The organism is Nonomuraea sp. NPDC051941 (assembly GCF_044593615.1).
Genome location: NZ_JBIUCF010000010.1, coordinates 139601 through 159978 on the forward strand (window position 1 = coordinate 139601; position 20378 = coordinate 159978).

The window sequence follows — 20378 nt, forward strand, 5'->3', positions numbered from 1 at the left end:
TCGGGACCCCACGCGATCGGTGGATGGGGGGCTTGCGGGCCGCCCGTCCGGGCCGGGTCACTTCTGGAGAACGGCCTGGACCTCGAGGCTGATCGACACCTTGTCGCCGACCACGACGCCACCGGCCTCCATCGGGGTACTGATGTCAATGCCGAAGTCGCGCCGGTTGATCTCCGCGGTCGCGGAGAAGCCGGCCCGCTGTGCGCCCCACTGGTCCGAGCCGAACCCGTTCACCTCGACGGCCAGCGGTACCTGCCGCGTGACGCCGTGCAACGTCAGCTCACCGTCGATGGCCCATCCGTCGTGGGTCTGGCGGATGCCGGTCGAGCGGTAGCTCATCGTCGGGTACTTGTCGATCTCGAGGTAGTCGGCGGTGCGCAGGTGGTTGTCACGCATTTCGTGGCCGGTGTCGATGGACGCGAGGTCGATCGTCGCGGTCACCGACGAGTCCAGCAGGTCCTCGCTTGTAACGATCGTGACGTCGTAGGTGGTGAACCGGCCACGCGTCTTGCTGATCATGAGATGACGGACGGTGAAAGCGATCTCGGAGTGCACCGGGTCGGCTTTCCAGGTGCCGACCAGATAACCCGGGATCTCGACGGTCGCGGGGACGGGGATCATGGCTTTCCTCCATGGACGGGGTGCCGCGGCGACGCGGCGCAGGCGGGAGTGGGGCGGCAGGATCAGGGCTCGAGATCGACAACGCCTTTGCCGCTGGAGATGTCGAGCGGCACCGAGACCTGGTCGTGCACGATCAACCAGGTGCCGTCGATCTTCTGGAGGCAGTACGTGACCCTGACCCACATACCGCTCGTCGCCGTCCCGTTCTTCAGCGTGCCGCTGAGACGAGCGAACGCGTGCCCGAACGCCACGTCATCGCCCACGGTGAGCGTCAGGTCGCGAACCTCATAAGTCACACGCTCGAAGAACGTGAACACGGGTGCCCAGTTCTTGAGCTTCGCCTCGATCCCCACATGCTGGAGCGGCGGCTCGATGTCGAAGGACACGATGTCCGTTGCGTAAAGCCGCTTCAGGCCCTCGAGATCCTTGCCTTGGAGCCCTTCGACGATCTTGCCGACCAGCTGGCGGATCTTGGCTTCATCTATCTCGCGTTGCGTGGGCATCGCTATCCCAGCCCTTCCCTTTGCGGCGGAATCTTGGCTTCTCACACCTCCGACGCTATGGCTCTGGAGTTATCTTGTCTAAGATTAATATTGCTATGGCGTTATGCTCTGGGCGGCATGATGGAGGTGCTGCCGGGCCAAAAGCGATGATCGCTTGACGTGGAGACGACTCTGCAAGTTAATGTCGACATGAGGTCAAGCGAGTTCATGCAGATCGGAGAGCTGGCCGAGCGGTTCGATCTCGCGCCGCATGTCCTGCGTCACTGGGAGGCGATGGGCCTGCTGACTCCGGCCGCCCGGGTGAGCGGCCGCCGCCGCTACACCCGCGACCATGTCATCCGCGTCCTGACGATCATCCGTGCGAAGGCGGGCGGGATGAGCCTGGAGCAGATCCGGGAGATGCTCGGCGCCTACGGCCTGGCCGAACGCCAGGCGTTCCTCCAGCGCCATCACGCCGAGCTAGAGGAACGTCAGCGGGAGCTCGCGGCGTCCAAGGCGCTGATCGAGCACCTCATGCGGTGCACGGCCGACGACTTCACCCAGTGCCCCGACTACCGGCGCATCGTGGAGAGCGCGGCCGGGCTCCACGGCCACGGCCAGGACGGGTGCCTGGTCTGAGCGGAGGGAATCTCGAGCGGGTCGTACGGGCGCGCCGCTACGCTCTGGATCACCACCCCTCGGCCCGGAAGGAAGCACCTCGTGCGCACGTTCAAACTCCAGGTCCAGATGACCGTCGACGGCTACATGGCCGGCCCGAAGGGCGAGATGGACTGGCTGAACTTCCCGTGGACCGACGACATCAACGCCTACATCGACGCGCTCACCGACCCCGCCGACTGCATCGTGCTGGGCCGCAGGCTCGCCGAGGGGTTCATCCCAGCGTGGGCGGCCGGGCCCGAGGGTGAGGACCAGAAGTCCATCGACAAGATGAACGACACGCCCAAGGTCGTCATCTCCAACACCCTCACCGCGTCGCCCTGGGAGAACGCCGTGGTCGCGGGCGGCGACCTCGCCGAGATCGTCAACGGGCTCAAGGCCCGGCCGGGCGGCGACATGATCGCCTACGGTGGCGGCACGCTCGTGTCGAGCCTGATCGCCCAGGGGCTGCTCGACGAGCTCCACCTGTTCGTCAACCCGGTCGCCATCGGCGCCGGGATGCCGGTGTTCGGCGACGCCGGCGACTACAAGCGGCTGTTCCTGGTCGCGGCCCGGCCGTTCGCCTGCGGGATCACCGCGCTGCACTACGAACCGAAGCGCGCCTGAACCCGCCGCCGCCAAGGGGCCCGGCGGCTTCCGCGCCGGCCTAGCCGACGAGGTCGGCAAGCTCCTGCGCGGTGGCCCGGATGTGCCGCTGTCCGTTCTCCGTCTGCACCGTGATCGCGAGCATGGTGCCCACTCTGGCACAGGCCACCGACAATCCGGGCCGCGCGCGAGGATCGTCAGGTGGCGGGGACGCACTCGATGACGGTGTGCCACGGTGGGATGTCGTGCACGGCGGCGACCCGCAGTTCGGCGGCCGCGGCCAGCGTCCGGTAGTCGTCGACGGTCCGTTCCCGGCCGCCGGTCAGGACCAGCATCCGCAGGTTCATCTCCGCGAACATGGCCGGATCGACCTCCGAGGTGCTGGGCGACTCGAGGATCAGCACCCTTCCGTGCGGGCCCGCGGCGCCGGCGCAGCGGCGCAGGATGGCGGTCGCCTCGGCGTCGGCCCAGTCGTGCAGCACCCGGTTGAGCACGTACGCGTCGGCTCCGGTGGGCAGTTCGTCGAAGAAGCTGCGCCCGACCGTCTCGCACCGGTCCGCCAGCCCGTGCTCGGCCAGGTAGCGCTGTCCGCGTGAGACGGTGTCCGGCAGGTCGATCAGCAGACCGCGCAGGCCGTCGTGGCGCAGCAGCAGTTCGGCCAGCAGCCTGCCGGTGCCGCCGCCGACGTCGGCCACCCGGCTCAGAGCCGGCCAGTCGTAGCCCTCCGCCAGCTCGCGGCCCGCGGCGTTGACCGCCATCGTCGCGTCGAAGGACGCGCTCAGCTCGGGGTCGGCGTCGAGGTGGTCCCAGAACGGCGCCCCGAACACCGCCGGCCAGGCGGGCAGGCCGGTCCGCACCGTGTCCTGCAGGCCGGTGAAGGCCAGGTCCATCCGGCCGCCGAACCCGTCCAGGTCCAGCCACCGCCACGCCGCGGACGGGTGGTCGCGGCGCAGCAGGGCGGCGGTCGCGTTCACCGCGAACGTGCCGGGCCGGGGCTCGGTGAACACGCCGCGGCCGACGAGGTGGCGCAGCACCCGGCCCAGCGCGTCGGGATCGGCGCCGGCGCGGGCGGCCAGGTCGTCGAGGTCGGAGCCGTGCTCGTCCACCAGGTCGGGCAGCCGCAGGGTCACGGCCACCCGGAGTGCCATCGGGGTCATCAGGTCCATCAGCGGCGTCAGGGCCCGCCATGCGGCGGCCCCGTCCAGGGGGGTGTCGTCGCTCGTCATGCACTTATCATGCGCCCCAGCTTACGAATCTACATTGTAAAGGGCGTGGGACTGTGGGCAACCGACCTCGCAAGAACAACCCCCAAAAGCTCCGCCATGGGACGGCTGTGCTGCTCCGCGGGGCTTACTTGGCGAGGGTCTGGTTGAAGCGCAGCATGTTGCCGGCGGGGTCGCGGAAGGCGCAGTCGCGGACGCCGTAGAACTGGTCCATCGGCTCCTGCAGCACTTCGCCGCCCGCGGCGCTGATGCGCTCGAAGGTGGCGTCGCAGTCGTCTGTGGTGAAGATGATGCCGCGCAGCAGGCCTTTGGCCATCAGTTCGGCCATGGCCTGTTTGTCGGCCGGCGAGGCGTTGGGGTCGGCGAGTGGTGGTTCGAGGACGATGTCCACGTCCGGCTGGGAGGGTGACCCGATGGTCACCCAGCGCATTCCCTCGTATCCGACGTCGTTGCGTACCTCAAGACCGAGGACGTCTCGGTAGAAGGCGAGCGCCTTGTCGTGGTCGTCGACGGCGATGAAGCAGGTGGAGAGCTTGATGTCCATGCGCTTCAGCCTATGGGCGGGCGGACGGGCCCGCTTCTCCGTTCCTGACCGGTCGCGTGTAGATCTTGGCCATGCAGGCGGGGATGTCGGCGGCGTGGTCGTGGTCGCGGGCCCGGTAGGCGCTGGGGCTCTCGCCGACCAGCTGGGTGAAGCGGGTGCTGAACGACCCGAGTGACGTACAGCCGACCGCGAAGCAGACCTCGGTGACGGAGAGGTCGCCGCGCCGCAGCAGTGCCTTGGCGCGCTCGATGCGGCGGGTCATCAGGTAGCTGTAGGGCGTCTCGCCGAAGGCGGCGCGGAAGCTGCGGGAGAAGTGGCCCGACGACATCAGGGCGTCACGCGCCAGCGCCGGGACGTCGAGGGGCTCGGCGTAGTCGCGGTCCATCCGGTCGCGGGCCCGCCGCAGCCGGACGAGATCGTCGAGGTCCTGCCGTCTCACCTGGTCAGTTTCTCACAGGATCCGGGCGCGACCGGTCAGGAATGGAGAAGCGCGCATCGGTACGGTGCGGCTAGCGTGACCAGCACAGACCTCACCTTTTCGAACAGGAGTGAACCATGAGCGACTCTTCCACCCAGGGGATCAAGACGGTGCTGCACCCGGTGGCGGACCTGGCGAAGGCCAAGGCGGTGTACGCGGCGCTGCTGGGCGTCGAGCCGGTGGCCGACGGGCCCTACTACGTCGGTTTCGAGGCCGCGGGCCAGCACATTGGGCTCGTGCCGGCGGGTGGACCGCAGGCGATGACCTCGCCGGTGGCCTACTGGCACGTGCCGGACATCGAGGCGAAGCTGGCCGAGGTGACCGCTGCCGGTGCCACCGTGAAGGACCCTGTGCGCGACGTCGGCGGCGGCCGTCTGGTGGCCACCGTGACCGACCCCGATGGCAACGTGCTGGGGCTGCTTCAGGATCAGTGAGCGGGGATCCCCGCTCACCGTACTGACACCAAAAAAGCCAGACATAATGCTCGAAACTGGTCGGATCGAGCCAGGCGGTCCTGCCCAACAGATGGAGAGACGATGAGCAAGGCCACGAGGACGGACCCGCAGTCGCCTGCGCCGCACGTTGCCGACAGCCACGATCTGATCCGCGTGCACGGCGCACGCGAGAACAACCTCAAGGACGTCAGCATCGAGATCCCGAAGCGCCGGCTGACGGTGTTCACGGGGGTCTCCGGCTCGGGCAAGAGCTCGCTGGTGTTCAACACGATCGCCGCGGAGTCGCAGCGGATGATCAACGAAACGTACAGCACGTTCGTGCAGGGCTTCATGCCGACGCTGGCGCGGCCCGAGGTCGACGTGCTGGACGGGCTGACCACCGCGATCATCGTCGACCAGCAGCGCATGGGCGCCGACCCCCGCTCCACGGTCGGCACCGCCACCGACGCCAACGCGATGCTGCGTATCCTGTTCAGCCGGCTCGGGCGGCCGCACATCGGCTCGCCCAACGCCTTCTCCTTCAACGTCCCCTCGGTACGGGCGAGCGGCGCGATCACCGTCGAGCGCGGCGCCAAGAAGACGGAGGTGCAGACCTTCACCCGCACCGGCGGCATGTGCACGCGCTGCGAAGGCCGGGGCGCGGTCTCCGACATCGACCTCACCCAGCTCTACGACGACTCCAAGTCGCTGGCCGAGGGCGCGTTCACCATCCCGGGCTGGAAGTCCGACAGCTTCTTCACCGTGCGGGTCTACGCCGAGTCCGGCCTGCTCGACCCGGACAAGCCGATCCGCGACTTCACCAAGAAGGAGATGCAGGACTTCCTCTACCGGGAGCCGACCAAGGTGAAGGTCGAGGGCGTGAACCTCACCTTCGAGGGGCTGATCCCCAAGATCCAGAAGTCGTTCCTGTCCAAGGACCGGGAGGCGATGCAGCCGCACATCCGGGAGTTCGTGGACCGGGCGGTGACCTTCACCACCTGCCCCGAGTGCGACGGCACCCGGCTCAGCGAGGCGGCCCGCTCCTCGCGGATCGACGGCGTCAACATCGCCGACGCGTGCCGGATGCAGATCAGCGACCTGGCCGAATGGATCCGCGGCCTCGAGGAGCCGTCGGTGGCGCCGCTGCTGGCGATGCTGCTGCGCACGCTGGAGTCGTTCGTGGAGATCGGGCTGGGCTACCTGTCGCTGGAGCGGCCGGCGGGCACGCTGTCGGGCGGCGAGGCGCAGCGGGTCAAGATGATCCGCCACCTCGGCTCCTCGCTCACCGACACCACCTACGTCTTCGACGAGCCCACCATCGGCCTGCACCCCCACGACATCCAGCGGATGAACGACCTGCTGCGCCGGCTGCGCGACAAGGGCAACACGGTGCTCGTCGTGGAGCACAAGCCGGAGGCGATCGCGATCGCCGACCACGTCGTCGACCTGGGCCCCGGCGCCGGTACGGCGGGTGGCACCGTCTGCTTCGAGGGCACCGTCGAGGGGCTGCGGGCCAGCGGCACCGTCACCGGCCGCCACCTCGACGACCGGGCCGCCCTCAAGGAGAGCGTGCGCAAGCCCACCGGCACGCTGGAGATCCGCGGCGCGAGCGCGAACAACCTGCGCGAGGTCGACGTCGACATCCCCCTCGGGGTGCTGGCCGTCGTCACCGGTGTCGCCGGCTCCGGCAAGAGCTCGCTGGTGCACGGGTCGATCCCGGCCGGCGCGGGCGTGGTGTCGATCGACCAGGGTGCGATCCGCGGCTCGCGGCGCAGCAACCCGGCGACCTACACCGGCCTGCTCGACCCGATCCGCAAGGCGTTCGCGAAGGCCAACGGGGTGAAGCCGGCGCTGTTCAGCGCCAACTCCGAGGGCGCCTGCCCCGCCTGCAACGGCGCCGGCGTCATCTTCACCGACCTGGCGATGATGGCGGGCGTCTCCACGGTGTGCGAGGAGTGTGACGGCAAGCGGTTCCAGGCCTCGGTGCTGGAGCACCGCCTCGGCGGCCGTGACATCAGTGAGGTGCTGGCGATGCCGGTGGCCGAGGCCGAGGAGTTCTTCGGCGCCGGTGAGGCGCGTACGCCGGCCGCGCACGCCATCCTCGGCCGGCTCGCCGATGTCGGGCTCGGCTATGTGAGCCTCGGCCAGCCGCTCACCACGCTGTCCGGCGGCGAGCGGCAGCGGCTCAAGCTGGCCACCCGCATGGCCGACAAGGGCGGCGTGTACGTCCTGGACGAGCCGACGACGGGCCTGCACCTGGCGGACGTCGAGCAGTTGCTCGGCCTGCTGGACCGGCTGGTCGACTCCGGCAAGTCGGTCATCGTCATCGAGCACCACCAGGCGGTCATGGCGCACGCCGACTGGATCATCGATCTCGGCCCGGGCGCCGGTCACGACGGCGGCCGGATCGTGTTCGAGGGCACGCCCGCCGATCTCGTCGCGGCCCGCTCCACCCTCACCGGTGAGCACCTGGCGGCCTACGTCGGCGCCTTCTAGTCAGGGCGTGATCGCGGCGCTCGCGTGGCCTGGTGCCGTGCGGGCGCGGGCGTGTGAATAGACTTGTCCGACGTGACGTCCAAGCCGCGTATCCCGAATGTCCTGGCCTCGCGTTATGCCTCGCCGGACCTGGCCCGCCTGTGGTCCCCCGAGTACAAGATCATCGCTGAGCGGCGGTTGTGGCTGGCGGTGTTGCGGGCGCAGGCCGAGCTGGGGGTGACGGTCCCGCAGGGCGCGGTCGACGACTACGAGAAGGTGGTCGAGCAGGTCGACGTCGAGTCGATCGCGGCGCGTGAGCGGGTGACGCGGCACGACGTGAAGGCGCGCATCGAGGAGTTCAACGCGCTGGCCGGGCACGAGCAGGTGCACAAGGGGATGACCTCGCGTGACCTGACCGAGAACGTCGAGCAGTTGCAGATCCGTGACAGCCTGCTGCTGATGCGTGACCGGGTGGTGGCGCTGCTGGGGCGCCTGGCGTCGCTGGCCGAGGAGCACAAGGCCACGGTGGTCGCCGGGCGTTCGCACAACGTGGCGGCGCAGGCGACCACGCTGGGCAAGCGTTTCGCGTCGGCGGCCGACGAGCTGCTGGTGGCCTACCGGCGGCTGGAGGAGCTGATCGGCCGTTACCCGCTGCGCGGGATCAAGGGGCCGGTGGGCACCGCGCAGGACATGCTCGATCTTCTGGGCGGCGACCTGGGCAAGCTGGCCGAGCTGGAGGAGAAGGTGGCCGCGCACCTGGGGTTCGCGCACCGCTTCACCAGCGTGGGGCAGGTTTATCCGCGTTCGCTGGACTTCGAGGTGGTGACGGCGCTGGTGCAGCTGGCGGCGGCGCCGTCGTCGCTGGCCAAGACGATCCGGCTGATGGCCGGGCACGAACTGGTCACCGAGGGGTTCAAGGAGGGGCAGGTCGGCTCGTCGGCGATGCCCCACAAGATGAACACCCGCTCCTGCGAGCGCGTCAACGGCCTGGCCGTGGTGCTGCGGGGTTACGCCTCGATGGCGGGCGAGCTGGCGGGTGACCAGTGGAACGAGGGCGACGTGTCGTGCTCGGTGGTGCGCCGGGTGGCGCTGCCGGATGCGTTCTTCGCCTTCGACGGGCTGGTGGAGACGATGCTGACGGTGCTGGACGAGTTCGGCGCCTTCCCGGCGGTCATCGCCGCCGAGCTGGACCGCTACCTGCCGTTCCTGGCCACGACGAAGATGCTCATGGCGGCGGTGCGGGCCGGGGTGGGCCGGGAGAGCGCGCACGAGGTGATCAAGGAGCACGCGGTCGGGGCGGCGCTGGCGATGCGCTCGCGCGGCGCCGGCAACGAGCTGCTCGACCAGCTGGCGGCCGACACCCGCTTCCCGCTGGACCGGGCCCACTTGGAGGCGCTGCTGGCCGACCAGGTGTCGTTCACCGGCGCGGCCGCCGATCAGGTGGAGGCCGTCGCCCGGCAGGTGGGCGAGGTCGTGACGGCGCACCCGGAGGCGGCGGCCTACCGGCCCGGCGCCATCCTGTAACGAGCTGTGGCGATACGGGAGTTACGCGACGACGCCGAGGTGCGCGCCGCGTGCGGTGACGACGACCTGCTGGTGTGGGTGGCGCAGGGGCTGCGCGGCGGCGCGCGGGCGTGGGCGCTGGGCGGGGCGGTGGTGGCCGCCGGTCCCGGGGCCTCGCGCCGCGACCGGCTGGGCGTGTGGGGTGCGGCCTCGGACGCGGTGGAGCTGGTCGGGTACGCGCTGGCCGAGCTGGGGCCCTCCTACCGGCCGTTCGGGGAGCTGGAGCTGGTACGCGAGGTGACGGCCAAGCTCGACGGCCTGCGCGAGTCCGGGACGTTCTCCTGGATGAGCCTGCCGGCGCTGGACGGCCCCGCTCCCGGCGGGGTGGGCTGGCTGGAGCCGGAGGCCGAGGACGAGGTCGCGGCGCTGCTGGCGGCTGATGCGCCCGACTCGTACGCGGTGCCCGGCATCGCCGGGGTGCGGCGGTGGGCCGGGGTGCGCGTCGGCGGCGAGCTGGCGGCGGTGGCGGCCGATGCCTGGCCGGCGCCCAGCGTGGGGCTGCTGGCCGGGGTGGCGACGAAGGCGGGCATGCGGGGGCGTGGGCTGGCCGATCGGGTGTGCCGGTGGGCGTCGGCGGAGTTGCTGGCCGCCTACGGGCGGGCGGCGCTGATGGTCGACGACGGCAACGTGGCGGCCGTCACGCTCTATGAGCGGATCGGCTACCGGCGCCGGCGGGTGATGGCCTCTCACGTGGCCGGCTGACCCCCTGGCTGACTCCCGGGTGGGCGCCGGGAAAATCGGGTGAGGTTCGGGCGGCGCTGGGGCAGAGTTGACGGCGTGATGTCCGATTTTGTACCAGGTATCGAGTTGTCCCGCGCCTTCTACGGCGAGGTGGTGGCGCCTTTGGTGTCCGGGGTCGCGCACAGTGCGGCGTTGATCGGGCCGGGGTCGGAGGTGCTGGAGTTCGACACGGCCCGCTCGGCCGATCATGACTGGGGGCCGCGGGTGCTGGTGTTCGTGGCGCCCGGGATGGCGCCCGAGGTGCGGGCGAAGGTGGTGGCGGGTCTGCCGGAGCGGTTCGGCGGTTTTCCGACCGTGTTCGGCTATCACGGCAGCGTGCAGCCCGGGGTGGCGGTGACGGAGCTGGGGTCGTGGCTGGTGGAGCGGCTGGGTTTCGATCCGCGTGAGGGGGTGTCGCTGCTGGACTGGTTGTCGGCGCCGTGGCAGAGCCTGGCCGAGGTGACGCGGGGCGAGGTGTTCCACGACGGGCTGGAGGCTGCCGTTCCCGGGGGCGGGCTGGAGACGGCCCGGGCGGCGTTGCGCTGGTATCCGGAGGATGTGTGGCGGTATGTGCTGGCGTGTCAGTGGCGGCGGATCGCGCAGGAGGAGCCGTTCCCGGGCCGATGTGGCGAGGTGGGCGATGAGCTGGGCTCGGCCGTGGTGGGGGCGCGGCTGGCGCGGGAGGTGATGCGGCTGGCGCTGCTGTTGCGGCGGCGCTACCCGCCGTACGCGAAATGGCTCGGCAGCGCGCTGGCGCGCATGCCGGGCTCGACGGAGCTGGGGGAGTGCCTGGGGGCGGCGGTGGCGGCGCGCTCCTGGCGGGAGCGGCAGGAGGGGCTGTCGGGGGCGTACGCGCGGGTGGCGGCGCTGCAGAACCGGGTGGGGCTGGCCGAGCGGCTGGATGAGCGGGTACGGGGGTTCTTCGAACGGCCGTTCGAGGTGATCGGCGGGGACCGGTTCGCGCAGGCGCTGCTGGAGTCGGTGTCCGACCCGGTGATCAGGGGGTTGCCCCTGGTGGGGTGCGTGGATCAGCTGTCGGATTCGACGGACCTGCTGACGGCGCCGGGGCGGGCGCGGGCCATGACGGCGGCGGTTCTCGGCCTCCAAGGTTAGTGATCTACATTGTAAAGGGCGTGGGTGGTTGCACTACCCTCTTCACCCTTTGAAAATCACAGATCCACCAGGGAGGAGGCCAGCTCCTCGACGTGGATGCGCCAGGCGTCGAGGGTGGTGGTGTCGCCGGTGTGGGTGACGATGAGCCGGGCGCCCTGGCCGGTGCCCTGGGTGAGCTCCCAGCGGACGGGGCCGGTCGGGGTGTCGTATTCGAGGAGTTTGGCGCTCTCGGCGCGGGTGACCGGCCCGGGTCGGAGGCCGGGTGCGGTGAAGGGGGCGGGCGGGGGGTCGCCGGGGGTGGCGTCGTCGCCGTTGAGCAGGTGCCAGACGTCTTCGGCGGGGCGGGTGAGCTGGCGTTCGACGCGTACGTCGCCGTTTGCGGCGGTGGCGGGGACGAGGCCGAGGATGGCGACGTAGTCCTCGTGGAGGCGGGCGAACTCGGCGGGTTGTTTGTCGGCTGGTTGCTGGACGGGGCGTTCGTCGAGGGTGTGGAGCAGGGCCATGAGGCAGGTGTGCCAGCCGGAGGCGAAGCTGGCGGCGCCGTGGTGGTCGGTGAAGGTGTGGGTGAAGGTGAGGATGCTGGCGCGGGGGCCGTCGGGGTGGATTTCCCAGCGGAGTTCGTCCTCGCCCCAGGTGTGGGCGTAGGTGTGGGGTGGGTTGTTCTCGGTGATGTGGCCGTCGGGTCCGAAGCCGTAGTTGATGCGGTCGCCGTCGATGGTGATGGTGGCGGGGAACCAGTGGGCGAGGTGTTCGGGCTGGGTGATGGCGCGCCAGACCTTTTCGGGTGGGTGGGGGAGGCGGCGTTGCATGCGCAGGGTGGTGCGGCCGTCGGGGTGGATGGTGAGGTTTTCGTTCATCGGTCGTCTTCCTCTTCCATGGTGTCGAGGTGGTGTTCGAGTCGGTCGAGGCTGTGGTTCCAGAGTTTGCGGTAGGGGGTGAGCCAGGCGTCGATTTCGGCGAGGGGGGCGGGGCGGAGTTCGTACCAGCGGCGTTGGGCGTCTTTGCGGACGGTGACGAGGCCGGCTTCGCGCAGGACTCGGAGGTGTTTGGAGGTGCCGGGTTGGGTGAGGCCGAGGTGGGTGGTGAGTTCGCTGACGAGGCGGGGGCGTTCGAGGAGGAGGTCGAGGATGTGGCGGCGGGCGGGTTCCGCGAGCACGTCGAAGCGCATGGCTCGTTAATATACCCGCTTGGCTATATGCCTGCAAGGGCATGTATTGGGCGTGGAGCCGGCTGGACTCTCCCTCGGTGGGAGGGTCCATGCTGGTCGGCGTGGACGAGGAGTTGCTGCCGATCGGGCAGTTCGCCCGGTTGGGGCGGTTGAGTGTGAAGCAGTTGCGTCACTATGACGAGCTGGGGTTGTTGCGGCCGGCGCAGGTGGACGCGGTGACGGGTTACCGGTTTTACCGGGCGTCGCAGGCTCGGGTGGCGTTGTCGATCGCGTTGCTGCGGTCGCTGGATGTGCCGCTGGCGGTGGTGGGTGAGGTGCTGGCGGGCGGGGCGCAGGCGCTTGAAGGGGTCAGGGAGGAGTTGGAGGCGGAGCTGGCGCGGCGGCGTCGTACGCTCGCGTCGCTGGAGCGGGTGATGGCGCAGGGGTTGCCGTCGGTGCCGGTGCGGGTGGTGGAGGAGCCGGCGCGGCGGGTGGTGGTGGCGACCGAGCGGGCGGCGGGGCCGGAGGATGTGGGGCGGGCGGCGTCGGCGGCGTTGTCGCGTCTGCTGGGGCCTGCCGGGCCGGTTCAGCTGATCGGGTTGTTCCCGGTGGATTTCGGTGAGGTGTTCGACGTGGAGGCCGCCCGGGTGCTCGGGGATGGGGAGGGCGGTGGGCGTGCGCCGGTGCGGGTGTTGCCGGGGGGCAGGTTCGCCTGTGCGACGCATGTGGGGCCTTATGACCAGATGTCCCTGACGGCGCATGCGGTGCTGGCCTGGTGTGGCGAGCGCCGGTGTGCGGTTCGGGGGCCGATTCGCGAGGTGTACGTGTCGGATCCGGCCGTGACCTCGCCTGAGTATCTCGTTACGCATCTGATGATCTGTTTGGAGGAGTCATGAATCCTGAGCTGGTCACGTACGGTCCGGTGACCTGCCTGAATGTGACGGGCATGGGTGAGCCGGGCGGGAGTGAGCACGTGTCGGCCATCGGCGCGCTGTATGCGGTGGTGGCGGGGATGGGCGGTCCGGCGGGGCCGTTGGAGGGGTTGTGGTTCGTGGAGGACGAGCGTCCGGGGCTGGAGGTGCCGCGGGAGTTGTGGCGCTGGCATCTGATGCTGCCGCTGGCGGGGGTGCCGGAGGCGGGGCTGGTGGAGCGGGCGCGGGAGGGTGCGCGTTCGTCGGGGGCGGCGGTGGATCGGGTGCGGGTGGTGACGTTCACGGAGGGTGAGTGTGTGGAGGTGCTGCATGTGGGCGCCTTCAGTGAGGAGTATCGGTCGTTGGCGGTGATGGAGGCGTTCATGGTGGAGCGGGGGCTGGTGCCCCATGGGCTGCATCATGAGGTGTATTTGACGGCGTTCGATGATCCGGAGCCGCGTACGGTGCTGCGTCAGCCGGTGCGTCCGGGCTGAGGGGTCTCGCGGGGGCCGGTGGGGCGGGGTTAGCATGGCCGGTGGCGGCCGTCCCCGCCCAACCTCCGGCCACCCGCCCCGGCCGGGTCACCTGATGGAGGCAAAGGGAGGTTCACCTCTCGGACGGAGGATCTGCCGGTTGGTCGTGCGCCTGCCGCGCCGGTCGCTGGGGGGCGCCGCGGCGGCGTTCGGGAGATGTTCATGACCAAGCAGGCGGATTTCAAGCGGCGGGTGCGTGCCCGTATGGCCAAGACCGGTGAGTCGTACGCGGTGGCGCGCCGCCGGCTCCTGGGCGAGCAGCCTGCGGCCGAGCAGGACTGGCTGGGGGCGCTGCACATCAGTAACGGTGACGGCACCGATCTGGCGGGTACGGGGCTGGCGCGGCGCATCGTGTTCTGGCGGGATGTGCTGCACGAGGGGCCGGTTCCGGCGGTGGGGCGGGAGGAGCTGCGCCGGGTCAGGGCCGCGTTCCTGGTGGGGGCGGGTGCCGATGACCGCGGTGAGGGGCTGCGGATGTTCGTGGAGCGGGATGCGGCGGTGGAGGCCAACCGGGGCGGCGAGTATGTGCTGTGGTTCGAGGCTGATCTGTACGATCAGTTGCAGATCGTGGAGATTCTGGCCTGGCTGGCGGAGTTGGGGGTGCCGGCCGAGGCTGTCACGTTGATCTGTATCGGGGAGCATCCTGGCATCGCGGGGTTCGGCGGTTTGGGTGAGTTGCGTGCGGAGCAGTTGCGGGAGTTGCCGTCGACGCGGGCGTGTGCGAGGTTGTCGCCGGCGGCGCTGGAGTTGGCGACCCGGGCGTGGGCGGCTTTTCGTGCTCCGACGCCGGAGGGTCTGCCGGGTATCGCGGCGGTCCGTTCCGGTGAGTTGCGTTTTCTGGGTGAGGCGTTCGAGCGTCTGTGCCGGGAGTATCCCTCCACCCGTGACGGGCTTTCCCTCGCCGAGCGTCGGGTTCTGGCCGCTGCGGCGCAGGAGGGTTCGGCTGGGGACGTCTTCGTGCGGGCCACGGCTCGGGAGGCGCGCCGGTATCTGGGGGACACGTGGTGTTTCGCGATGATGGATCGCCTGGCGGGGGCGCCGTATCCGCTGCTGGATCTTCGGCCCGCCGGCGGGCCGGTCGGATGGGCGACGGTGGTGGGTCTGACCGCGGTGGGCGCCCGGGTGCTGGCGGGTGAGGAGGATCATGTGCGGTTGAACGGCGTGGACCGCTGGATCGGCGGGGTGCATCTGAGTGGCCGCGATGTGCGGTGGCGGTGGGATGAGGGCCGGGAGACGCTGACGACACTAGGTACCTACCGGACATAGGTACCTATAAGGGTATTTTTCACCTCTTCTTGGCGTGGTGTTGTGAGGCACGTTGGAAGCGTACGGATAACCAGCTGGATGCGAGGAACGGGGGAATCCGCACCATGTGTACGCACCAGCCTCCCTGTCCTCCGGCGAACTCCGCCGCTCACCAGGCCGCGCGCCTGATCGCCTACCACCCCGAGCAGGGATGGGGACTGCTGTGCAACGGGGTGGTGTTCTTCGACGACACCGGCGAGTTGCTGCCCGACGGGCGCAGCATCGTCCCGGCGGCCGTCCTGGAGCGGGCCGCGTGAGCGCCGCGCTGGCGTCGTGGACGTTCACCGCCCAGGCGCACTCGGTGCGCCGGGCCCGGCACGCCGCCCGCGCCCAGCTCGCGGAGTGGGGGCTGCAGCAGGCCTGCGACCACGCCGAGCTGCTGATCAGCGAGCTGGTCACCAACGCGGTCCGGCACGCGCGGGGCCTGGTGCGCTTGAGCCTGTCGGCGGCCGACGGGTTGCTGCGCTGCGAGGTGGAGGACTCCAGTCCGGTGCCGCCGAGCCCGCGTGCCGCCTGCCGCGACGACGAGGGCTCGCGCGGGCTGCTGCTGGTGGAGGTGCTCTCCTCCGGCTGGGGCAGCGTTCCCACGGGCCGGGGCAAGCTGGTCTGGTTCGAGGTGCCCGTACGGATGCCGGCCCATGTGTGAGCGGTTAGCGCGGCGAGTACAGCCACGGCTCGCGCAGGTCGAAGAAGTCCACGTCGGAGACGAACAGTTCCTGCCAGGCCCGCAGCAGCTCCCGGATCGCCGGCGGTTGCAGCTTGGCCTCTCCCTGCCGGGCCGCCACCTCGCTGGTGAAGTAGGCGGTCTCGACGCAGTTGTCCTGCCCGCACAGTGCGGCGGTGGCGCCGATGAGGTCCGTACGGAAGGCCGCCAGCTCCTCCTGCCCCTGCTGCAGCACCTCGCGCACCCGCGTGGGGTCGCGTACGCGCCCCTGCAGCACCTGGACGAACCCCGCCTCATCGGACCCGCCGCCCAGGATTTCGATGACCTCGTCGCATTCGAGGAAGGTCACCTCGCCGGCGAACAGTTTCGCGGTCTCCACCCACCACTGCCCCTGCTCGGGCCGGTCGGCGTTGCGGTGGGCGGCCGGCCGGTCGGCGAAGCGGGCGACGTTGACGAACAGGCCGTCGTCGGTGACGCCGGCCGTGGTGCCCAGCCAGCCCTGCGCGCCGGGCGAGAGCTCGCGCACCCACCGTTCCAGTGCCTGGTGCAGATCGTCGACCTCGATCGCCCGGCCCTCGATGACCTGGATGAACATGGTCTGTTCCCCTCCCTCTCTCCACGCTAGGAGCGGCCGGCCGTCAAGGTCGAGACGCCCTTACACCATGCGATGGCCAAAACTTGTTGTGGGTTCTTGACCGTGCTCGTCTGGGATAACGGCCGCGACATAACCTGGGGGCGACGACGTGGGATGCGGGCCGACGGCAGCGCCGGCCGCGTCGCGGAAGGCGCCAATGACAGCGGTGACTGCCAGCACCTACGGAGGGCGGCCCAACGGCGGGCTGCCGGCCGAGGTGACGAGTTTCGTGGGGCGTCGGCACGAGGTGGCCGAGGTCAAACAGCTGCTGTCCGCCTCCAGGGCCGTCACACTGACCGGCGTGGGCGGCGTCGGCAAGACGCGGCTGGCGGTGCGGGTCGGCCAGGACGTGCGGCGGGCCTTCCGGGACGGGGTGTGGCTGGTGGAGCTGGCCGAGCTGGACGGCCCGGCCATGCTCGCCGAGGCCGTGGCCGAGGCGCTGGAGATCCGCGACCACACCGGCGACACCTCGATGCGGGTGTTGACCTGCCATCTGCGCGACAAGCAGGCGCTGCTGATCCTCGACAACTGCGAGCACATGATCACCGAGTGTGCGGCGCTGAGCGAGGCGCTGCTGCGGGCGGCGCCGGATCTGCGGGTGCTGGCCACCAGCCGGCAGGCGATGGGCATCGCCGGCGAGCAGGCGGTGCCCATCTCGCCGTTGCCGCTGCCGGATCTTCAGGTGCCGCTGGAGAGGCTGATCCGGCAGGACGCGGTCCGGCTGTTCGCCGAACGTGCCCGCGCCGTGCTGCCGTCCTTCACGGTCACGGAGGACAACCGGGAGGTCGTCACCCGGATCGTGCGCCTGCTGGACGGGCTGCCGCTGGCGATCGAGCTGGCGGCGGTGCGGCTGCGGGCCCTGTCGGTCGAGCAGCTGCTCGACCGGCTCGACGACCGTTTCCGCCTGCTGACCGGTGGGTCGAGGGCGGTGCTGCCCCGGCATCAGACGCTGCGGGCGCTGATCGATTGGAGTTACGCGCTGTGTTCGCAAGAAGAACGCCTGTTGTGGGAACGGGCCTCGGTGTTCGCGGGGGGTCTGGATCTGGAGGCGGCCGAGGCGGTGTGCGGCGAGGACGGGATCGACCCGCAGGACGTCCTCGACCTGGTGATCGGCCTGGTGGACAAGTCCGTGCTGATACGAGAGGACCATCCGGGCGGCGTACGCTACCGGATGCTGGAGACGCTGCGGCAGTACGGTCGCGAACGGCTCACGGGCTCCGGCTGCGAGCCCGCCCTGCAGCGACGGCACCGCACTTATTACCGCGATCTGGCGGCGCGGGCCAGGGCGGAGCTGTTCGGGCCCGGCCAGGTGGCGTGGTTCGCCCGGCTGCGGCGCGAGCATGCCAACCTGCGGGCCGCCCTGGACAGCTGGCTGAACACGCCGGAGGAGGCCCGCGCGGGGCTGAGCATGTCCGGCGACCTGCTGTATCACTGGATCACCAGTTATTACCTGGCTGAGGGGCGCGGCTGGCTGGAGCAGGCGCTGGCCGCCGACACCGAGCCCAGCCCGGTGCGGGCCGGCGCCCTGTGGGCCGGCAGCTGGCTGGCGATCATTCAGGCCGACATACCGGCCGCCACCGCCCTTCTCGAGGAGAGCCGCCGGCTCGGCGAGGAGCTGCAGGACGAGCCGGTGCTGGCCTACGTGGCCCTGTTCCGCGGAATGGTGGCCATGTGCGAGGGGCGAACGGAAGCTGCGATCGAGCTATACAGGGACGCCCTTGCCCGCCATCGCCGTACCGGCGACCCGGTCGGGATCGCGCTGTCGCTCATCCGGCTGACGCTCGCCCACTCGTTCCTGGGTGACTCCTCGGCCGCCATCGCGGCGGGCGAGGAGTGCCTGGCCGAGTGCGAGGCCTATGGGGAGGGCTGGCACAAGGCGTACACGACGATGGCGCTGGGCGTGCAGGTGTGGCGCCAGGGGGATCTGGAGCGGGCGACCGAGCTGGAGAAGCAGAGCCTGACCTTCAACCGCGCGGTCGGCGACCCGCTCGGCGCGGGCGTCAACATCGAGGCGCTGGCCTGGATCGCCGCCGGCCAGGGCCGTCACCAGCGGGCGGCCCGCCTGCTGGGCGTGCTGGAGACCATGTGGAGCTGTGCCGGGGCGCCGCTGTCGGGGTACGGGCATCTGGCCCGCTACCACGACGACTGTGACCGGGCGATGCGTGAGGTGCTGGGGGAGGCGGCGTTCGAGACGGCTGTTCGGCGCGGGGCGCGTATGCCGTTGGAGGAGGCTCTGTCCTACGCCCTGGAGGAGGACAAGCCCGAGCGGCCCGCCAAGGCGGCGGAGGAGACGCCGTTGACGCGGCGGGAGAAGGAGATCGCCGAGCTGGTCGCCCAGGGGATGACGAACAAGGAGATCGCGGCGTCCCTGGTGATCGCGCAGCGTACGGCGGAGGGGCACATCGAGCACATCTTGACCAAGCTGGGGTTCAACTCGCGGGCGCAGATCGCGGTGTGGGTGGGGGAGCAGGCCCGGGCCAACGGGCACGACTGAGGGATCGGTGCTGAGGAGGCTGGAACCGGCTCCAGGGTGAGGGCCGGTTCCGGCCGTCGGCGGTGTCAGTAGGGCAGTGCCCGTCCTGACGGGGTCCGCAGGTCCACACCCTGAGCGGGGCGGCGCGTCGGCCGCTTGGAGACGCGGATCCTTGTGTGGCGCACGATGCGTCGTTCCTTTCCTCGGTGCCGCTCGGGCGGCAGGTACGGGTGTACGTGCCGGGCGGGCTCAGGCGTGCTCGCAGGCGCGGTCGCCGGTGACGATTTCGAACCAGACGACCTTGCCGGCGACCCCCCAGCAGCAGGCCAGCCGGGCCAGCACCGGGTTGTGCCCGCGATCGGCGGTCTTGCGGCACGATGCGGTGAAGGAGAGCGTGCTGCGGTCGTCCTCGATCTCGCAGCGCAGCAGGTCGTCCTCGACCCACAGTGAGAGCCTGACCTTGGCGGTGGCGTGCCGCAGGGCGTCGGTGACCAGCGCGCCGACCAGCAGGTCGGCGTTCTTGGCGTGTTCGCACAACCCCCAGGCGGCCAACCGGACCGCGGTCATGCGCCGCGCGCTCGGCACCGCCGAAGGCCGTGCCGACAGCAGCCACGAGGCCGAGCGGTCCTGCCCCGCCCACCCGGCGCGAACGGCCAGGCGGTCCCCCATGGCCAGGAGCCCGTTCCAGGACAGCAGGCGCAGCGTGGGCTGCTGTCCGGCGGTGCCGTGCTCGATGTGCGGCTGCAACATGGCTGGCACGTGTATCGTCTCCTCCCGGTGTTGGCGCATGTGTTCAGAGACACGTTTAGCTTCGCTCCGACCCACCCACGGGGAGGACGGGGTAAATCCCCATATGGGTACCTATTCACCCGTATGTCCGTACGGGGATGTCCGCGCCACGACCGGATGGCCAAGGACGTGACCTGCACCGGAAGGGCCGCGCAGGACGGCCCCGCGGATAGTAGTCGACCGGTCGTAAACTGGCCTCATGGGCCGAACCAGTGATGCTCGCGAGCGGATCCTGAGCGCCGCACGCTCGCTCATCGAGACGCATGGTTACTCGGCCCTGGGGGTGGCCGAGATCTGCCGGGCCGCCGGCGTGCCCAAGGGCAGCTTCTACTACTTCTTCGACTCCAAGGAGTCCCTCGCGCTGGCCGTCATCGATGAGCACTGGGCCGCTCAGCAGCGCGCCTGGGCGACCGCTCTCAGCGCCGACGCCCGGCCGCTGCCGCGGCTGCGCCGCTTGTTCGAGGAGACGGAGGCCGGCCTGCGTACCGCCCAGCAGAGCTGCGGCACCGTCTCGGGGTGCCTGTTCGGCAACCTCACTCTGGAGATGAGCAACCAGACCGAGGCCGTCCGCACCCGGCTGCAGGAGATCTTCGACGCGCAGGTCGAGATGGTCGCATCGGTCATCGCCGAGGCTCTAGAGCGGCAGGAGGTCGAGGTGGCCGACCCCCGGGAAGCCGCGCGGGCGGTGGTCGCCCAGCTCGAGGGCCAGGTGCTGTTCGCCAAGCTCTACAACAGCACCCACCGGCTCGGCCCCTTGTGGGCGAACTGCCTTGCCCTGCTCGGCGCCCGTGCGCCACAAGAGGCCGTGGCCGGCACCTGACCATCCGCCCTGCCCCCGTCCACCGGCGCCCTCGGGGACGTCCTCTCCCTCGCCATGATGGTGGCTGCCGCTCGCCCCAGCCATCCTCGTCGCCGATGATCGGCAGGCGACAAAATCGATTGTGGCGCTCGCCGGTGATCCAGTAGCGTACGGCCAGCACTATCGGATTCGTCGTGGGGACTGTCG

At 70.3% G+C, this 20378-nt stretch carries 23 protein-coding genes; 14 read left to right on the plus strand and 9 right to left on the minus strand.

Translation table 11 applies throughout. From position 1 onward, the window contains the following. Window positions 1–57: 57 nt before the first annotated feature. Together ACIHFD_RS18955 and ACIHFD_RS18960 are read right to left on the minus strand one after the other, a co-directional pair. Entirely contained in the window at window positions 58–621 is a 564-nt protein-coding gene (locus ACIHFD_RS18955) for a YceI family protein (protein WP_397368024.1), read from the minus strand. Between the two features lie 62 nt (window positions 622–683). Next, window positions 684–1124 carry a YybH family protein gene (locus tag ACIHFD_RS18960; RefSeq protein ID WP_397368025.1) on the minus strand — a complete coding sequence of 147 codons (441 nt, stop codon included), beginning with the start codon at window positions 1122–1124 and terminating at the stop codon, window positions 684–686. Between the two features lie 189 nt (window positions 1125–1313). Between ACIHFD_RS18960 and ACIHFD_RS18965 the strand changes: the two genes are divergently transcribed. After that, the gene (locus tag ACIHFD_RS18965; protein WP_397368026.1) at window positions 1314–1742 is read left to right on the plus strand and encodes a MerR family transcriptional regulator; all 429 of its coding nucleotides are present in this window, start codon (window positions 1314–1316) and stop codon (window positions 1740–1742) included. An 81-nt stretch (window positions 1743–1823) separates the two neighbouring features. Further along, the gene (locus tag ACIHFD_RS18970; RefSeq protein ID WP_397368027.1) at window positions 1824–2387 is read left to right on the plus strand and encodes a dihydrofolate reductase family protein; all 564 of its coding nucleotides are present in this window, start codon (window positions 1824–1826) and stop codon (window positions 2385–2387) included. A 176-nt stretch (window positions 2388–2563) separates the two neighbouring features. Here ACIHFD_RS18970 and ACIHFD_RS18975 read toward each other — a convergent pair whose 3' ends face one another. The 3 genes from ACIHFD_RS18975 to ACIHFD_RS18985 all read right to left on the minus strand — a co-directional run bounded on the left by ACIHFD_RS18975 (window position 2564) and on the right by ACIHFD_RS18985 (window position 4518). Then, window positions 2564–3592 (minus strand): methyltransferase, encoded by a 1029-nt coding sequence (locus ACIHFD_RS18975; protein WP_397368028.1) that lies wholly within the window; start codon window positions 3590–3592, stop codon window positions 2564–2566. 124 nt (window positions 3593–3716) lie between these two features. Continuing rightward, entirely contained in the window at window positions 3717–4133 is a 417-nt protein-coding gene (locus ACIHFD_RS18980) for a VOC family protein (protein ID WP_350736462.1), read from the minus strand. 10 nt (window positions 4134–4143) lie between these two features. Next, the gene (locus ACIHFD_RS18985) at window positions 4144–4518 is read right to left on the minus strand and encodes a helix-turn-helix transcriptional regulator (protein ID WP_350736641.1); all 375 of its coding nucleotides are present in this window, start codon (window positions 4516–4518) and stop codon (window positions 4144–4146) included. Between the two features lie 170 nt (window positions 4519–4688). Between ACIHFD_RS18985 and ACIHFD_RS18990 the strand changes: the two genes are divergently transcribed. The 5 genes from ACIHFD_RS18990 (at window position 4689) to ACIHFD_RS19010 (ending at window position 10916) form a co-directional block, all read left to right on the plus strand. Further along, a complete protein-coding gene (locus ACIHFD_RS18990; protein ID WP_397368029.1) occupies window positions 4689–5045 on the plus strand; it encodes a VOC family protein in 357 nt (118 codons plus the stop codon). A 102-nt stretch (window positions 5046–5147) separates the two neighbouring features. Next, window positions 5148–7541, plus strand: coding sequence for an ATP-binding cassette domain-containing protein (locus ACIHFD_RS18995; protein ID WP_397368030.1), 2394 nt, complete (start codon window positions 5148–5150; stop codon window positions 7539–7541). A 72-nt stretch (window positions 7542–7613) separates the two neighbouring features. Then, window positions 7614–9044: an adenylosuccinate lyase gene (gene purB, locus ACIHFD_RS19000; protein ID WP_397368031.1), complete on the plus strand. Its 1431-nt coding sequence runs from the start codon at window positions 7614–7616 to the stop codon at window positions 9042–9044. Between the two features lie 6 nt (window positions 9045–9050). Then, complete coding sequence (locus tag ACIHFD_RS19005; RefSeq protein WP_397368032.1) at window positions 9051–9785, plus strand: GNAT family N-acetyltransferase; 735 nt, start codon at window positions 9051–9053, stop codon at window positions 9783–9785. A gap of 78 nt (window positions 9786–9863) precedes the next feature. Beyond that, window positions 9864–10916: a DUF4037 domain-containing protein gene (locus ACIHFD_RS19010; protein WP_397368033.1), complete on the plus strand. Its 1053-nt coding sequence runs from the start codon at window positions 9864–9866 to the stop codon at window positions 10914–10916. Between the two features lie 56 nt (window positions 10917–10972). Here the strand turns inward: ACIHFD_RS19010 and ACIHFD_RS19015 are convergent, their stop codons facing one another. Beyond that, window positions 10973–11773 carry an SRPBCC family protein gene (locus ACIHFD_RS19015; protein WP_350736444.1) on the minus strand — a complete coding sequence of 267 codons (801 nt, stop codon included), beginning with the start codon at window positions 11771–11773 and terminating at the stop codon, window positions 10973–10975. Further along, the gene (locus tag ACIHFD_RS19020; protein WP_350736441.1) at window positions 11770–12084 is read right to left on the minus strand and encodes a metalloregulator ArsR/SmtB family transcription factor; all 315 of its coding nucleotides are present in this window, start codon (window positions 12082–12084) and stop codon (window positions 11770–11772) included. The genes ACIHFD_RS19015 and ACIHFD_RS19020 overlap by 4 nt, the downstream gene beginning before the upstream one ends. Before the next feature lie 89 nt (window positions 12085–12173). Between ACIHFD_RS19020 and ACIHFD_RS19025 the strand changes: the two genes are divergently transcribed. The 5 genes from ACIHFD_RS19025 to ACIHFD_RS19045 all read left to right on the plus strand — a co-directional run bounded on the left by ACIHFD_RS19025 (window position 12174) and on the right by ACIHFD_RS19045 (window position 15458). Next, entirely contained in the window at window positions 12174–12959 is a 786-nt protein-coding gene (locus ACIHFD_RS19025) for a MerR family transcriptional regulator (RefSeq protein WP_397368034.1), read from the plus strand. Next, window positions 12956–13468: a hypothetical protein gene (locus ACIHFD_RS19030; protein ID WP_397368035.1), complete on the plus strand. Its 513-nt coding sequence runs from the start codon at window positions 12956–12958 to the stop codon at window positions 13466–13468. Before ACIHFD_RS19025 ends, ACIHFD_RS19030 begins: the two co-directional genes overlap by 4 nt. 201 nt (window positions 13469–13669) lie before the next feature. Beyond that, window positions 13670–14773 carry a hypothetical protein gene (locus ACIHFD_RS19035; RefSeq protein WP_397368036.1) on the plus strand — a complete coding sequence of 368 codons (1104 nt, stop codon included), beginning with the start codon at window positions 13670–13672 and terminating at the stop codon, window positions 14771–14773. A 104-nt stretch (window positions 14774–14877) separates the two neighbouring features. Then, window positions 14878–15069: a DUF5999 family protein gene (locus tag ACIHFD_RS19040; RefSeq protein ID WP_363980205.1), complete on the plus strand. Its 192-nt coding sequence runs from the start codon at window positions 14878–14880 to the stop codon at window positions 15067–15069. Then, window positions 15066–15458 carry an ATP-binding protein gene (locus ACIHFD_RS19045; protein ID WP_397368037.1) on the plus strand — a complete coding sequence of 131 codons (393 nt, stop codon included), beginning with the start codon at window positions 15066–15068 and terminating at the stop codon, window positions 15456–15458. The genes ACIHFD_RS19040 and ACIHFD_RS19045 overlap by 4 nt, the downstream gene beginning before the upstream one ends. Window positions 15459–15462: 4 nt before the next feature. Here the strand turns inward: ACIHFD_RS19045 and ACIHFD_RS19050 are convergent, their stop codons facing one another. Next, window positions 15463–16071: a hypothetical protein gene (locus tag ACIHFD_RS19050; protein WP_397368038.1), complete on the minus strand. Its 609-nt coding sequence runs from the start codon at window positions 16069–16071 to the stop codon at window positions 15463–15465. 205 nt (window positions 16072–16276) lie between these two features. On the opposite strand from ACIHFD_RS19050, the gene ACIHFD_RS19055 reads away from it, so the two are divergent. Next, a complete protein-coding gene (locus ACIHFD_RS19055) occupies window positions 16277–18604 on the plus strand; it encodes an ATP-binding protein (RefSeq protein WP_397368039.1) in 2328 nt (775 codons plus the stop codon). 228 nt (window positions 18605–18832) lie between these two features. Here ACIHFD_RS19055 and ACIHFD_RS19060 read toward each other — a convergent pair whose 3' ends face one another. Further along, window positions 18833–19342, minus strand: coding sequence for a hypothetical protein (locus tag ACIHFD_RS19060; protein ID WP_397368040.1), 510 nt, complete (start codon window positions 19340–19342; stop codon window positions 18833–18835). 229 nt (window positions 19343–19571) lie between these two features. Between ACIHFD_RS19060 and ACIHFD_RS19065 the strand changes: the two genes are divergently transcribed. Further along, entirely contained in the window at window positions 19572–20192 is a 621-nt protein-coding gene (locus ACIHFD_RS19065) for a TetR/AcrR family transcriptional regulator (RefSeq protein WP_397368041.1), read from the plus strand. Window positions 20193–20378 lie beyond the last annotated feature (186 nt).

Coding starts and splice junctions, on each gene's coding strand:
- ACIHFD_RS18955 (WP_397368024.1), bottom strand. CDS start 621: ATGATCCCCGTCCCCGCGACCGTCGAGATCCCGGGTTATCTGGTCGGC.
- ACIHFD_RS18960 (WP_397368025.1), bottom strand. CDS start 1,124: ATGCCCACGCAACGCGAGATAGATGAAGCCAAGATCCGCCAGCTGGTC.
- ACIHFD_RS18965 (WP_397368026.1), top strand. CDS start 1,314: ATGAGGTCAAGCGAGTTCATGCAGATCGGAGAGCTGGCCGAGCGGTTC.
- ACIHFD_RS18975 (WP_397368028.1), bottom strand. CDS start 3,592: ATGACGAGCGACGACACCCCCCTGGACGGGGCCGCCGCATGGCGGGCC.
- ACIHFD_RS18980 (WP_350736462.1), bottom strand. CDS start 4,133: ATGGACATCAAGCTCTCCACCTGCTTCATCGCCGTCGACGACCACGAC.
- ACIHFD_RS18985 (WP_350736641.1), bottom strand. CDS start 4,518: ATGGACCGCGACTACGCCGAGCCCCTCGACGTCCCGGCGCTGGCGCGT.
- ACIHFD_RS18990 (WP_397368029.1), top strand. CDS start 4,689: ATGAGCGACTCTTCCACCCAGGGGATCAAGACGGTGCTGCACCCGGTG.
- ACIHFD_RS18995 (WP_397368030.1), top strand. CDS start 5,148: ATGAGCAAGGCCACGAGGACGGACCCGCAGTCGCCTGCGCCGCACGTT.
- ACIHFD_RS19010 (WP_397368033.1), top strand. CDS start 9,864: ATGTCCGATTTTGTACCAGGTATCGAGTTGTCCCGCGCCTTCTACGGC.
- ACIHFD_RS19015 (WP_350736444.1), bottom strand. CDS start 11,773: ATGAACGAAAACCTCACCATCCACCCCGACGGCCGCACCACCCTGCGC.
- ACIHFD_RS19020 (WP_350736441.1), bottom strand. CDS start 12,084: ATGCGCTTCGACGTGCTCGCGGAACCCGCCCGCCGCCACATCCTCGAC.
- ACIHFD_RS19025 (WP_397368034.1), top strand. CDS start 12,174: ATGCTGGTCGGCGTGGACGAGGAGTTGCTGCCGATCGGGCAGTTCGCC.
- ACIHFD_RS19030 (WP_397368035.1), top strand. CDS start 12,956: ATGAATCCTGAGCTGGTCACGTACGGTCCGGTGACCTGCCTGAATGTG.
- ACIHFD_RS19035 (WP_397368036.1), top strand. CDS start 13,670: ATGACCAAGCAGGCGGATTTCAAGCGGCGGGTGCGTGCCCGTATGGCC.
- ACIHFD_RS19040 (WP_363980205.1), top strand. CDS start 14,878: ATGTGTACGCACCAGCCTCCCTGTCCTCCGGCGAACTCCGCCGCTCAC.
- ACIHFD_RS19050 (WP_397368038.1), bottom strand. CDS start 16,071: ATGTTCATCCAGGTCATCGAGGGCCGGGCGATCGAGGTCGACGATCTG.
- ACIHFD_RS19065 (WP_397368041.1), top strand. CDS start 19,572: ATGGGCCGAACCAGTGATGCTCGCGAGCGGATCCTGAGCGCCGCACGC.